The 13265-nt window shown below is 74.0% G+C and carries 10 protein-coding genes; 7 read left to right on the top strand and 3 right to left on the bottom strand.

The annotated features are described in order from the left end of the window. Window positions 1-58 precede the first annotated feature (58 nt). Window positions 59-3436 carry a pyruvate carboxylase gene (locus ACQEVB_RS19165; RefSeq protein ID WP_432973094.1) on the top strand — a complete coding sequence of 1126 codons (3378 nt, stop codon included), beginning with the start codon at window positions 59-61 and terminating at the stop codon, window positions 3434-3436. Here the strand turns inward: ACQEVB_RS19165 and ACQEVB_RS19170 are convergent. Further along, window positions 3420-3932, bottom strand: a complete 513-nt coding sequence (locus tag ACQEVB_RS19170; RefSeq protein WP_432973097.1) for a pyridoxamine 5'-phosphate oxidase family protein — start codon at window positions 3930-3932, stop codon at window positions 3420-3422. The genes ACQEVB_RS19165 and ACQEVB_RS19170 overlap by 17 nt on opposite strands. Then, window positions 3929-4780, bottom strand: coding sequence for an NAD(P)-binding domain-containing protein (locus ACQEVB_RS19175; protein ID WP_432973100.1), 852 nt, complete (start codon window positions 4778-4780; stop codon window positions 3929-3931). The genes ACQEVB_RS19170 and ACQEVB_RS19175 overlap by 4 nt, the downstream gene beginning before the upstream one ends. Before the next feature lie 80 nt (window positions 4781-4860). Here ACQEVB_RS19175 and ACQEVB_RS19180 point away from each other — a divergent pair, with 80 nt between their 5' ends. From ACQEVB_RS19180 to ACQEVB_RS19205, 6 genes are all read left to right on the top strand, one after another. Continuing rightward, window positions 4861-5685: an AraC family transcriptional regulator gene (locus ACQEVB_RS19180; RefSeq protein WP_432973103.1), complete on the top strand. Its 825-nt coding sequence runs from the start codon at window positions 4861-4863 to the stop codon at window positions 5683-5685. Then, a complete protein-coding gene (rsmD, locus tag ACQEVB_RS19185) occupies window positions 5685-6236 on the top strand; it encodes a 16S rRNA (guanine(966)-N(2))-methyltransferase RsmD (RefSeq protein WP_432973106.1) in 552 nt (183 codons plus the stop codon). The genes ACQEVB_RS19180 and rsmD overlap by 1 nt, the downstream gene beginning before the upstream one ends. A gap of 9 nt (window positions 6237-6245) precedes the next feature. Further along, window positions 6246-6728: a pantetheine-phosphate adenylyltransferase gene (coaD, locus tag ACQEVB_RS19190; protein ID WP_432973109.1), complete on the top strand. Its 483-nt coding sequence runs from the start codon at window positions 6246-6248 to the stop codon at window positions 6726-6728. Between the two features lie 58 nt (window positions 6729-6786). Next, the gene (locus ACQEVB_RS19195; protein ID WP_432973112.1) at window positions 6787-7488 is read left to right on the top strand and encodes a DivIVA domain-containing protein; all 702 of its coding nucleotides are present in this window, start codon (window positions 6787-6789) and stop codon (window positions 7486-7488) included. Between the two features lie 211 nt (window positions 7489-7699). Then, window positions 7700-8818 carry an AAA family ATPase gene (locus tag ACQEVB_RS19200; RefSeq protein WP_432973115.1) on the top strand — a complete coding sequence of 373 codons (1119 nt, stop codon included), beginning with the start codon at window positions 7700-7702 and terminating at the stop codon, window positions 8816-8818. Window positions 8819-8873: 55 nt separating this feature from the next. Beyond that, window positions 8874-9902 carry a MinD/ParA family ATP-binding protein gene (locus tag ACQEVB_RS19205; RefSeq protein WP_432973118.1) on the top strand — a complete coding sequence of 343 codons (1029 nt, stop codon included), beginning with the start codon at window positions 8874-8876 and terminating at the stop codon, window positions 9900-9902. A 68-nt stretch (window positions 9903-9970) separates the two neighbouring features. Here ACQEVB_RS19205 and ACQEVB_RS19210 read toward each other — a convergent pair whose 3' ends face one another. Then, a complete protein-coding gene (locus ACQEVB_RS19210) occupies window positions 9971-12412 on the bottom strand; it encodes a hypothetical protein (RefSeq protein ID WP_432973121.1) in 2442 nt (813 codons plus the stop codon). Between the last annotated feature and the right edge of the window lie 853 nt (window positions 12413-13265).

Consider the following 13265-nt stretch of genomic DNA (forward strand, 5'->3'; position numbering starts at 1 on the left):
CCGCGAGCCCGGGTACGGTTCGCCCGCCGGGAGATCTCCGGCGAGCGAGGAGGTCGGTGTGTTCGAGAAGGTCCTGGTCGCCAACCGCGGGGAGATCGCGATCCGCGCGTTCCGCGCCGCATACGAGCTGGGCATCTCGACGGTCGCCATCTACCCGTACGAGGACCGCAACTCGCTGCACCGCGCGAAGGCCGACGAGTCCTACCAGATCGGTGAGGTCGGCCATCCGGTGCGCGCGTACCTCTCCGTCGACGAGGTGATCAAGGCGGCGCGGCGGGCGGGCGCCGACGCCGTCTACCCCGGCTACGGGTTCCTGTCGGAGAACCCGGACCTGGCCGAGGCGTGCGAACAGGCCGGCATCACGTTCGTCGGGCCGCCGGCGTCCGTGCTGCACCTGACCGGCAACAAGGCCCGCGCGGTGGCTGCGGCCCGCGAGGCCGGGGTGGCGGTGCTGGCGTCGTCGGAGCCGTCGTCGGACGTGGACGCGCTGGTCGCCGCGGCTGACGACGTCGGCTTCCCGATCTTCGTGAAGGCGGTCGCCGGCGGTGGTGGCCGGGGGATGCGCCGCGTGGCCGAGCCCGCGCAGCTGCGCGACGCGATCGAGGCGGCGATGCGGGAGGCCGAGTCGGCGTTCGGCGATCCCACGGTGTTCCTCGAGCAGGCGGTGGTGAACCCGCGCCACATCGAGGTGCAGATCCTTGCCGACGCCGAGGGCAACGTGGTGCACCTCTACGAGCGCGACTGCTCGGTGCAGCGGCGCCACCAGAAGGTCGTGGAGATCGCGCCGGCACCCAACCTCGACCCGGACGTGCGGGAGCGGATCTGCGCCGACGCCGTCGCGTTCGCCCGGCACATCGGCTACGTCAACGCGGGCACCGTCGAGTTCCTGCTCGACGAGCGCGGCTCGCACCACTTCATCGAGATGAACCCGCGCATCCAGGTCGAGCACACGGTCACCGAGCAGGTCACCGACCGCGACCTGGTGATCGCGCAGCTGCGCATCGCGTCCGGGAAGACGCTGCCGGAGCTGCGGCTGCGCCAGGAGGACGTGACGATCTCCGGAGCCGCGCTGCAGTGCCGGGTCACCACGGAGGACCCGGCCAACGGGTTCCGCCCCGACACCGGTCTGATCAGCACCTACCGTTCGCCGGGCGGGCCGGGGGTGCGGCTGGACGGCGGCACGACCCACACCGGCGCCGAGGTCAGCGCCCACTTCGACTCGCTGCTGGTGAAGCTCACCTGCTCCGGCCACGACTTCGGCAACGCGGTGCGCCGGGCGCGCCGGGCGATCGCCGAGTTCCGGATCCGGGGCGTGGCCACCAACCTGCCGTTCCTCGCGGCGGTGCTGTCCGACCCGGACTTCCAGGAGGGTCGGGTCACCACCAGCTTCATCGAGGAGCGCCCCGAGCTGCTGAGCGCGCGCCAGCCGGCCGACCGCGGCACCCGCCTCCTCACCTACCTGGCCGAGACCACCGTGAACCGACCGAACGGGCCGCGTCCGCAGGTCATCGAGCCGGTCGACAAGCTGCCCCCGATCGACGCGTCGGCGGTGCCGCCGGCCGGGTCGCGGCAGCTCTTGCAGCGGCTCGGCCCGGAGGGGTTCGCGCGGGCGCTGCGCGAGCAGACCGCCGTCGCCGTCACCGACACCACGTTCCGCGACGCCCACCAGTCGCTGCTCGCCACGCGGGTACGCACGCGCGACCTGCTCGCCGTCGCGCCGGTGGTGGCGCACACCGCTCACCAGCTGTTCTCGCTGGAGTGCTGGGGCGGTGCCACGTACGACGTCGCGCTGCGGTTCCTCGCCGAGGACCCGTGGGAGCGGCTGGCCGCGATCTCCGCCGCGGTGCCCAACATCTGCACCCAGATGCTGCTGCGCGGCCGCAACACCGTCGGCTACACGCCGTACCCGGTCGCGGTGACCGACGCGTTCGTCGAGGAGGCTGCGGCCACCGGCATGGACATCTTCCGCGTCTTCGACGCGCTCAACGACGTCGCGCAGATGCGACCGGCCATCGACGCGGTGCGCGCCACCGGCACGGCGGTCGCGGAGGTGGCGCTCTGCTACACCGGCGACCTGGCCGACCCCGCCGAGGACCTGTACACGCTGGACTACTACCTGCGGCTGGCCGAGGAGATCGTCGAGGCGGGCGCGCACGTGCTCGCGATCAAGGACATGGCCGGGCTGCTCCGCCCGCCCGCGGCGAAGAAGCTGGTCACGGCGCTGCGGGAGCGGTTCGACCTGCCGGTGCACCTGCACACCCACGACACGGCGGGCGGCCAGCTCGCGACGCTGCTGGCCGCGATCGACGCCGGCGTCGACGCCGTGGACGGGGCGGTGGCGTCGATGGCGGGGACGACGAGCCAGCCGTCGCTGTCCGCCCTGGTCGCCGCCACCGACCACACCGAGCGCGCCACCGGGCTGTCGCTCGCGGCCGTGGGCGACCTGGAGCCGTACTGGGAGGCCGTCCGCAAGGTGTACGCGCCGTTCGAGTCGGGGCTGGCGTCGCCGACGGGCCGCGTGTACCACCACGAGATTCCCGGCGGCCAGCTCTCCAACCTGCGGCAGCAGGCCATCGCCCTCGGGCTCGGCGACCGGTTCGAGCTGATCGAGGACCTGTACGCCGCCGCCGACCGCATGCTCGGGCGGCTGGTGAAGGTCACCCCGTCGTCGAAGGTGGTGGGCGACCTCGCCCTGCACCTGGTCGGGGCGGGCGTCTCGGCGGCCGACTTCGAGTCCGACCCGGGCAAGTTCGACGTGCCCGACTCCGTGATCGGGTTCCTGCGCGGCGAGCTGGGCGACCCGCCCGGCGGCTGGCCCGAGCCGTTCCGCACGCGTGCGCTGGAGGGGCGCGCGCCGCAGAAGGCGACGGTCGAGCTGTCCGACGAGGACCGCCGCGACCTGCGCGACGACCGCCGCGCCACCTTGAACCGGCTGCTGTTCCCCGGCCCGGCCAAGGAGTACGCGGCGCACCAGGAGGCCTACGGCGACACCTCGGTGCTCGGCACCCTGGACTTCCTCTACGGCCTGGACGCCGACCGCGAGCACACCGTCACGATCGACAAGGGCGTCAACCTGCTCATCGAGCTGGAGGCCATCAGCGAGCCGGACGAGCGCGGCTACCGGACCGTGCTCGCGTCGCTCAACGGGCAGCTGCGTCCCCTCACCGTGCGCGACAAGGCGGTCGAGACCGACGTGAAGGCCACCGAGAAGGCCGACCGCGGCAACCCCCGCCACGTGCCCGCCCCGTTCGCCGGCGTCGTGACGCTGCAGGTCGGCGAGGGCGACGTGGTGTCGGCGGGGCAGACCGTCGCCACCATCGAGGCCATGAAGATGGAGGCGAGCATCACCGCGCACCAGGCCGGCACCGTCGCCAGGCTGGCCATCGGCAAGGTGCAGCAGGTGGAGGGTGGCGACCTGCTCATAGAGCTGCAGTGACGCCCTCCGCGGGCGACCGCCAGATGCGCGGCGGGACACCACTGGCGAGCTCGCGACCCAGGAGCAGCTGCACCCGGTAGGGCTGCAGCTTCAGCACCTGCCACGCCGCGCCGTCCGGTCCGTCCGGCCAGAAGCGGGCCGGCGGGTACCCGACGCCCGCCGGCGAGCCCTGCTCGTACAGCCGCCACGCGTGGCGCCGCTCAGCGGGGTCGTCGGTCCATGCGGCGCCCGTGTCGAACGAGACGGTGTCCTGGCGCTGGTCCCAGTAGGAGAACGTGGCGTACGGGTGGGCCGCCAGGTGGGCGGTCTTGACCGGCGTGCGGAACGTGCCGAGCCAGCCGATCGGCTGCGGCCCGTCGAGCTCCCAGACCGCGATCAGGACCCGCGACCGGGGCCGGAGCCGGCCGTCGACCGTCGTCATCGTGGCGTAGTTGATGCGCCCCAGCACCGCCTTGACGTCCTCGCGCATCACGTCGAACGCGACGGCGCGGCTCACCGCAGCACCTCCGCCACGCTGCCGAGGCCGGCATCGCCGTGACCGGCTGCGACGGCGCGCTGCAGGACGGCGAGCAGGGCATCGGGGACGTCGGTGGCGACCCCGCGTGCCACGGACGCCGCGGCCAGCTGCTCGACCGCTCCCACGAACACCGCCACCGATCCGTCGTCCGCGGGGTAGCGACCCGCGTCGATCTGGCCGGCGTGCTGGCCGAGGACGTCCGCGACGAACGGCAGGTGACCCAGCACGACCTCCGCGAACCGCGCGACCGGCGCCCCGACCAGTGCCGCCCCGTGGTGGAACCCGGCGAGCGCGCCGAGGATGACGGCCAGCAACGCCGTGTCCCACAAGGACGCCGCCCCCGGGTCCGCGCCGACGTGCTGGGCGGTGCCCAGCGCCCGCAGTACGGGCTCGACAGCAGCGAACGTCCCGGGGTCACCGCCGTAGAGGAAGAGCGCGGCGGGATCGCCAACCAGCCGTGTGCCGCTCATCGCCGCGCCGTCGAGGTAGCCGGAGCCGACCCGGGCGGCGAGCACCCGCGTGCTCTCCGGGGTGGTGGACACGAGGTTCACGACGGTGCGGCCGGCGATCGTTCCGCCGAGCACGTCGAGCAGGTGGTGGGCGGCGTCGTCGTCGGCGACGGCGAGCACGACGACGGTGGCGGCGGTCGCCGCCTCGGCGGGGGTCCCGGCGGCCCGGATCGCCGGCTCGGCGGCGACGAGGTCGGCCAGGCGGGCGGGTGTGCGGTTCCAGGCGGTGGTGGGGTGCCCGGCAGCCGCCAGCGCGCGGGCCACCACGCTGCCCAGCGCGCCGGTGCCGAGCACCGCGACGGGTTCGAGATCGGTCATGGCGGCAGTCAACCCGGCCCTGGGCTACGGACGGATATTCGAGAACGTCGTCCGGATACGGCTACGTCTACGCTGGCGACGTGCACGACGCCCTGTCCCGGTTGCTCGCCGACGTCCGCCCGCGCCGGGCAGTGGTCGAGAGCGCCGCCCTGAGCGCGCCGTGGTCGGTGCGCTGCACCGAACGGCCGGCGCTGGCCGTCGTCGCCGTCGCGCGCGGCGACGCCGCCGTCGAGATCGCCGGGGAGCGGCCGGTGCGCCTCACCGCCGGCCAGGTGGCGCTCGTCGTCGGCCCTCACCCGTACGCCATGACCGGCACCGACGGCGACACCGCAGTCGTCACCGGCCACTACGACGTGCACGGTGGGGTCTGCGACCGCGTGCTGGGCGGGCTTCCCGCGCTGCTGCGGGCGGACGGTCCGGGCGTCGCCGGGGTGATCGCGCTCGCCGCCGTTGAGCTGGACGGGGAACGGGCGGGGCGGCACGCCATGCTCGATCGGCTGCTGGACCTGCTCCTGCTGGCGGCCCTGCGGGAGTGGCTCGACCGCCCCGAGTCCGGCGCGCCGCCCTGGTACGCGGCCCAGCGCGATCCCGTGGTCGGCCGCGCCCTCACCCTCATGCACGACGATCCGGCGCACCCCTGGACGGTCGCGGAACTCGCGGGCCACGCCGCGGTGTCGCGAGCGGCGTTCTCCCGCCGCTTCCGCGACCTGGTGGGGGAGCCGCCGATGTCCTACCTCACCTGCTGGCGGCTGTGCCTGGCCGGTGACCTGCTGCGCGACACCGACGACACCCTCGCCACCATCGCCGGCAAGGTCGGCTACGCCAACGCCTACGCGTTGAGTGCCGCGTTCACCCGGGTCAACGGGGTGCGGCCGGGCGAGCACCGCGCGCGGGCGGCGGCCTGATGACGCGCATCATCGCCGGCACCGCCGGCGGGCGGCGACTGGCCGTGCCGGCCAAGGGCACCCGACCCACGTCCGACCGCGTGCGCGAGGCGCTGTTCGGGGCGCTCGACCACGACCCCGGCCTGGACGGTGCCGCCGTGCTCGACCTCTGCGCCGGATCGGGCGCGCTCGGTCTGGAGGCGCTGTCGCGCGGGGCAGCGCACGCGCTGCTCGTCGAGTCCGACCGGCGGGCGGCGGCCGTGCTGCGCCGCAACGTGGCCGAGCTGGGGCTGCCCGGCGCCGAGATCGCCGTGATCGACGCCGGGGCGCTGCTGCGCGGGCCGGCCCGGCGCACCTACGACGTCGTGCTCGTCGACCCGCCCTACGACGTCCCCGCCGACGACGTGGCGCGCTGGCTCGCCGACGGTGCCGCGCACGGCTGGTTCACCGACGACGTCGTCGTCGCCGTCGAGCGGACGGCCCGCGACGGCGCGTTCCCGTGGCCGTCCCCGCTGCGCGGCGTGCGTGAGCGTCGTTACGGGGACACCATCGTGCACGTGGGCGGCGGGTAGCCTCCCGCCATGCGGCGCGCCGTCTGCCCCGGCTCCTTCGATCCGCCCACGAACGGCCACCTCGACATCATCGGCCGGGTCGCGGCCCTCTTCGACGAGGTCGTCGTGCTGGTGGCGGTCAACCCGGCCAAGAAGGGCCTGTTCACCGCCGACGAGCGGGTCGCGATGATCGAGGAGATCGCGAAGCCGTTCGGCAACGTCCGCGCCGTCGCGTTCGAGGGGCTGCTCGTCGACTACTGCCGCGACGCCGACGTGCAGGCGATCGTCAAGGGCCTGCGCGGACCCGGCGACTTCGAGTACGAGCTGCCGATGGCGCAGATGAACCAGCACCTGATCGGCATCGAGACGCTGTTCATGGTCGGCGATCCCGGCGCCAGCTTCGTGGCCAGCTCGCTCGTGAAGGAAGTGGCCAAGCTCGGCGGCGACGTCGCTGACCTCCTGCCACCGGTCGTGCACACGCGGTTGATCGAACGGCTCGCCGAGCAGACCTGACACGCGCTGCGTGCGCGAATGCCGGGAACGGTGTGCCCCCGGTGGGATGATGCCGGGCGTGTACCGGGTCTTCGAATCCCTCGACGCGCTGGTCACCGTCGTCGAGGAGGCGCGCGGGGTCCCGATGACGTCCAACTGCGTCGTGCCCCGCGGCGAGGTGCTCGAACTGCTCGACGACGTCCGGGAGGCCATCCCGGCGGAGCTGGACGACGCTCAGGACGTGCTGGACCGCCGCGACGAGCTCGTCGACGAGGCGGCCCAGGAGGCCGAGCACACCCGCAGCACCGCCGAGTCCGAGGCCGAGGAGCTGAAGGCGAACGCCCGCGCCGAGGCCGACCGGATGATCGCCGCGGCCCGGCAGGAGGCCGAGCAGACGGTGGCGCAGGCCCGGCACGAGGCGGAGCGCGCCCTCGCCGAGGGCCGCCGGCAGTACCAGGAGCTCACCGACCGGGCGCACGCCGACGCCGAGCGCCTCGTCGCCGAGGGCGAGGCCGAGCAGGCCCGGCTCGTCTCCCAGACCGAGGTGGTGCGCGCCGCGCACGCCGAGTCCGCCCGGATCGTCGACGGCGCGGAGGCCGAGGCGGCCCGCCTGCGCCAGGAGTGCGACAGCTACGTCGACACCAAGCTCGCCGAGTTCGAGGACACCCTGAGCCGGGCGCTGCGCACCGTGTCCCGCGGGCGCAGCCAGCTGTGGTCGGGCGGATCGGCGCCGGTCGGGGTGAACGGGCGCTCCGGCACCGGGATGGACCTGATCGACTGACCTGATCTCGACCCTGATCTCGGTCGGACCCGTTCCAGCACGTCCGCGGCCGAATGAAGGTATTGTGCCGGGCGTGGGGGACCGCCGGGTTGAGCCCGATCCAACGACCTGGTGGGATCGCTATGGGCATCGCCTGGAGCCACGCGATCTCACCGCCCAGGGTGGCGACCCGAACGTCGTGCAGCACGACCAGCAAGGGGGCAGCAGCGGGATGTCGGCACCGACGGGTCCGCCCTACCCGCCCCCCGGGCCGCCGGCTCCCGGAGGCCCGCCACCGCAGGCCGTAGGCCCGCAGGGGCCGCCGCAGCAGACGGGTCCGCAGCAGGCCGTCCCGCAGTTCGGGCCGCCCGCACCGCCGCCGCCGCTGTTCCCGGCGCAGCAGAGCCAGTACGGCACGCCGCCGCCACCGCAGGGCCCCAAGTCGGCCGCCGAGCTGTCCAGCGAGGCGATCCTGCGCGCCCGCTCCGACGAGCCCGTCGGCGGCTGGCGGCGCGCGGTGCTGCGCATGTCGGGCGGCCTGCTCAACCCGGGCCCGAGCCCGGAGGAGCTGCGCGAGCGGGAGGTGCTGCACCGCATCCGGCGCCCGCTGCTGCAGTCGCACCGCATCGCCGTCACCTCGATCAAGGGCGGTGTCGGCAAGACCACGGTCTCCACGCTGCTGGGCCTGGTGATGGCGGAGAACCGCGGCGACCGCGTGATCGTCGTCGACGCCAACCCCGACGCCGGCACGCTCGCCGACCGGCTCACCGGCGAGTCCAACGTCACCGTCCGGGAGCTGCTGCGCGACCTCGACCGCATCAACACCTGGACCGAGGTCTCCCGCTACACCAGCCTCGCCGGCCGCCTGCAGGTGCTGGCGTCCGAGCAGGACCCGGCCGCGGGTGACGCGTTCAGCCGCGAGGAGTACGAGCACATCTGCGCGCTCCTCGACCGGTTCTTCAACGTCATCATCACCGACTCCGGCACCGGACTGGTGCACTCCGCGATGGAGGGCACCCTCAAGCTCGCCGACAGCCTGATCATCGTCGGCGCGCCCACCGTCGACGGGGCCGGCCGCGCCAGCAAGACCCTCGACTGGTTGCTCGCCCACGGCCACGGCTCGCTCGCCACCGACTCGGTGGCAGTGCTGTCGTGCGACCGCACCAGCCACGAGGTCGACCTGGCCCGCATCCGCGAGCACTTCGCCGCCCGCTGCCGGGCCGTCGTGGAGATCCCGCACGATCCCCACCTCGCCACCGGCGGACGCGTGCAGCTCAGCCGCCTGCGGCCGCAGACCCGCGCCGCCGCGTACGAGCTCGCCGCGCTCATGGCCGACCAGTTCGTCACGTAGGCTCACCGCGAGCTAGCCGCCGGCCGGGGGGTCGGCGCGGGGGAGTGACTCACGAGTGACACAGACACAGGCACACACGACGCACCTGCAGCGACCGGCACCGGTCGCGCCGGTCATGACGCACACGGCCGCCGAGATCGCCGAGGACGCCGTCGTCCGGTTCCGCGGTGACCGCCCGCGCCGCGGCTGGCGCGGCACCGTGTACGCCGCCACCGGCGGCTGGGTCAACCCCGGTCTCGGCGCGGCCGAGACGGCCCGACAGGAGTGGCTCGCCCGCATCCGGCGGCCGCTGCGCGGGGTGCACCGGGTCGCCGTCACCTCGGTCAAGGGTGGCGTCGGCAAGACGACGGTGGCCGCGTGCCTCGGTCTCGTGCTGGCCGAGAACCGCGGCGACCGCGTCATCGCGATCGACGCCAACCCCAACGCGGGCACCCTCGCCGACCGGCTCACCGCCGACACCGCGGTCACCATGCGCGAACTGCTCCGCAACTTCGAGCACACCCGCTCGCTCACCGACATCGCCCACTTCACCAGCCTCGCCGGACGGCTGCAGGTGCTGGCGTCCGAGCAGGACCCCGCCATGAGCGCGGCACTGCGCCGCGAGGAGTACGAGCAGGTCAGCGCGCTGATCGCCCGCTACTACAACGTGACGATCACCGACTCCGGCACCGGGCTCGTCCACTCCGCGATGGAGGGCACCCTCGCCGTCGCCGACAGCCTCGTCGTCGTCGGCGCGCCGACCGTCGACGGCGCCAGCCGGGCCAGCCTCACGCTCGACTGGTTGGAGGCGCAGGGCCACACCGAGACCGCCGCCGACGCCGTCGTCGTGCTCTCGTGCGACCGCATGAGCAAGGACGTCGACACCGCCCGGGTCCGCGAGCACTTCGCCGCCCGCTGCCGGGCCGTCGTCGAGATCCCGTTCGACCCGCACCTCGCCACCGGCGGGCGGATCGAGCTCGACCGGCTCCGTCGCGCCACCCGCGATGCGTTCCTGCAGGTCGCAGCGCACGTGGCCGACGGGTTCGATCCCGGCCGGGTGCCGTCGGCGCCCGCCGTGTCCGGGCAGGTGCCGGCACTGGGCTGAGCCCCCCGACAGACAACGAGGCCCGGTGCTCCAGATGGAGCACCGGGCCTCGTCGTGAGCGTCAGGCGTCAGTCGTCCGAACCGCCGTGGTCACCGCCGGAGTCGCCACCGTGGTCGCCGCCGCCGTTGTCGCCGCCGGAGCCCTTGTCGGAACCGCCGTCGGAACCCTTGTCCGAACCGCCGTCAGAGCCCTTGTCAGAGCCCTTCTCCGAGCCCTTGTCGGAGTCGTGGTCGCCGCCGTCGGAGCCCTTATTGCCGCCGTCGTCGCCCTTGTCGGAGCCACCCTTGTCGGAGCCACCCTTGTCGGAGTCGCCCTTGTCTGAGCCGCCCTTGTCCGAGCCGCCCTTGTCGGACGAGCCGTCCGAGTCGCCGCCGGACTTGCCGGCGTTCCGCTCGCCCTTGCCCTGCGGCTTGGAGGAACCGCCGTCGTCGGACCCCTTGTCAGAGCCCTTGTCGGACCCCTTCTCGCCGCCCTTGTCGGAGCCGCCCTTGTCCGAACCCTTGCCGTCACCCTTGTCGGTGCCCTTGCCAGAGCCCTTGTCGCCGGCGTCGGAGCCCTTGCCGGGGCCCTTCTCGTCGCCCTTGTCCGTGCCCTTCCCGTCACCCTTGTCAGTGCCCTTGTCAGTGCCCTTGTCAGTGCCCTTGTCAGTGCCCTTGTCAGTGCCCTTGCCGCCAGAGCCCGGCTTGTCACCGGAGCCCACTCCGTCGGTGTCGTTGCCCTGCCCGTGACGGTCGAGCCAGTCGTTGCCGGTGCGGCGCTGGTGCTCTTCCTTGCCCGACGGCCGGTTGTTGCCGAGGATGCCGCCGATCAGACCAGCTTCGTTGTCGTCCTTGTCGTCGTCGTGCTGGTTGCCACGGCCGTTGTCCCAGCCGTTGCCCCAGCCGTTTCCGCCCTTGTCGCCCTTGTCTCCGTCGTCGTCGTCGTGGCCGCGGTTGCCCGAGTCGTTGTTGCCCTTGTCGGAGTCGCCGCCGTCGTCGCCGTCATCAGAGCCGCGGGAGCCGCCACCGAGCAGGCTGTTGCCGACGTTCCCGACGGTGCGCGACACGGTGTCGACGGCGCCGCCGAGACCACCGCCCCGGTCGTCGTTGCCGCCACCGTTGCCGCCGCCGTTGTTGCTCTTGCCGGCGACGTTGTCGCTGCTGCGGTCCGCGCCCGTGTCGACGAGGCTGCCACCGCGGCCCGGGAACGGGCCGGCGGCGGTGGAGGAGTCCTGGCGTTCGCCGTTGCTGCCGCTGCTGCCCTCGTCGTCGCGCGGCACCCCGGCCGCGACGACGTCGACGACGCCGTCGTGGCTGCCGCCGTCGTGGTTGCCACCCGACCCGGAGCCGCCGACGAGCGCGAGGACGCCGTCGAGGACCGAGCGGGTGCTGTCGTCGTCGGTGTCGGGCAGCGGCGCCGACATCGCCGACGCCACGTCGTTGCGCAGCGAGTCGACCGCCGCCTTGCTGCTGTCGCGCTGCTGGGCGCGCGCGTTCCGCTGCTCGCCGAGCGTGCCGGCCGCGGCGACCGCGGTGGGGCTGGTCGACGCCTGCGGCGCCGACGCGATGGTGCGCTCGATCGCGGCCAGCTGGGTCTCGGCGTTGGCGAGGTTCCGCTCGGCCTCGGGCAGCGACCGCCAGGACTCGAGCTGAGCGGCGAGCGTGGCCCGCTGCTGCAGCAGGAGGTTCTTCCGCGCGATCAGGGCCTGCACGGCCTCCGGCTGCGTGCTGCCGGCCTTGGCCATCCCGCTGGTGTTCCAGGCGTTCTCGACCTGGGTGACGTCGTCGAGCTGCTTGCTCAGGCTGGCCAGCGCGATGTTGGCGCGGGCGGCCCAGTCGCCGCTGTTGTTGTCGGGCGCCACGGGCAGGGCCGTGGGCTCCGGCGCGGCCGGCGGGTTGGCGACGACGTAGCCGCTGCCGCCGATGACGAGGCTGGCGATCGCGATGCTCGCGACCGCGCGGCGACGCCGTTCGGTGGCCGTGGCCTTGCGCTCACTGCGGAGCGTGGGCCGCTTCTCCGGGCGCAGGACCCGCTTGGTCTGGGTGCCGGAGCTCGTGGCCGCGGCGCGGAACGGGTTGCGGAACGCCGCCGGACGCGCAGCGGCGCCGGACAGGGCCGGCCGGATCCGCACGGTGACGGGCTCCGGCTCCGGCTCGACCGCACCCCGCGCGGCGACCTCGGTGGCCGGCTCGTCCTCGACGACCGGCTGCGGGACCTCCCGCTGGATGCGCTCGGTGGGCGGCTCGACCTCCACCGTCTGCGTCGGCGCCTCGACCACGACGCGCCGGGTGGGCTGCTCCGCCGCGACCGCGGCAACCTCGACGCGCTGGGTCGGCTGCTCGGACTCGGCGACGGCCGCGGTGAGGGCGGACGTCAGCTCCGCGCGCGCGACCTGCCGCTGCTTGCGCGCGGCAGCGCGGTGGGCGGACGAGCAGTAGCGCCGGGGCGGCCCGCCGGCGTCGGGCTGCTCGATGACGACGTCGCACCCCGGCAGAGCGCAGATGGTCGGATCCGTCGGCTGGTCGCTCATCGCGCTCCCCCGCTGATGCTCGGCCGGCGCTGCGCGGAGCGCTGTGTGGATGACTGGCTCGCAAGCTCGCTCATACGGTGTCCCCCCTAGGACAGTTCACCCGCCCCGACCGGCGTCGCCCGGCAGCCGCAGTCGCCTGCGACCGAACGGACCAACCGGCCTCGACGGTTCGTGGGCGACCCCGGCACATCACCTACATGACCTTCATCGCCCGCCTGTGCACTCTCGTTAGCGAGTGACCGGGACGCCCCCCAGCGCCCGACGGCTGCCCACTGCGGATCGTGCACACCACCACAGCACCGGCGAGTCTATCGGGTGAACGCCATTCCCGCGCTGGGGGATCTTGCAGCGGTGCTCGGCCTTCGCTGAACCGTTCGGGTGCCGGGCGCGGGAATCGAGGACCACGCGTTCGTGGACCCGCCGTCCACTGCGGCAACGCCGTCGCGGACCGTGACGGAGCCGATGCGGCGCGCCGTGCGACCGCGCCGGATCCGGCCGCGCGCGGGACCTCTGAGTAGGATCATCCGCGACTGACGGGCCGGTCGCCCGTCCACCGGCGTTCCGCGTCCGGCATCGGGGGAGAGGACACATGCCGAAACGAGCGTTCGTGCCGCCGCACCCGGACGCGCAGCCGGCCGATCCTGGACAGGACGCGCCGACCGCCAGCACACCCGAGCCGAGTGCCGCGCAGGCGCCGGTCGCCGAGCCCGCCCCGCCGGCGGAGGAACCGCAGGTCGCGCCCGCGCCGCCGGCCGCCCCTCCGGCGCCCCCGGTGCGCACGCCGGCGTCCCCGCCCGTCGTCGGCGCGCGTCCCGCCCCGCCCGAGGACGCCACGCAGCGCATCCCCGTCACG

Source organism: Pseudonocardia sp. CA-107938 (genome assembly GCF_050936315.1).
GTDB lineage: Bacteria > Actinomycetota > Actinomycetes > Mycobacteriales > Pseudonocardiaceae > Pseudonocardia.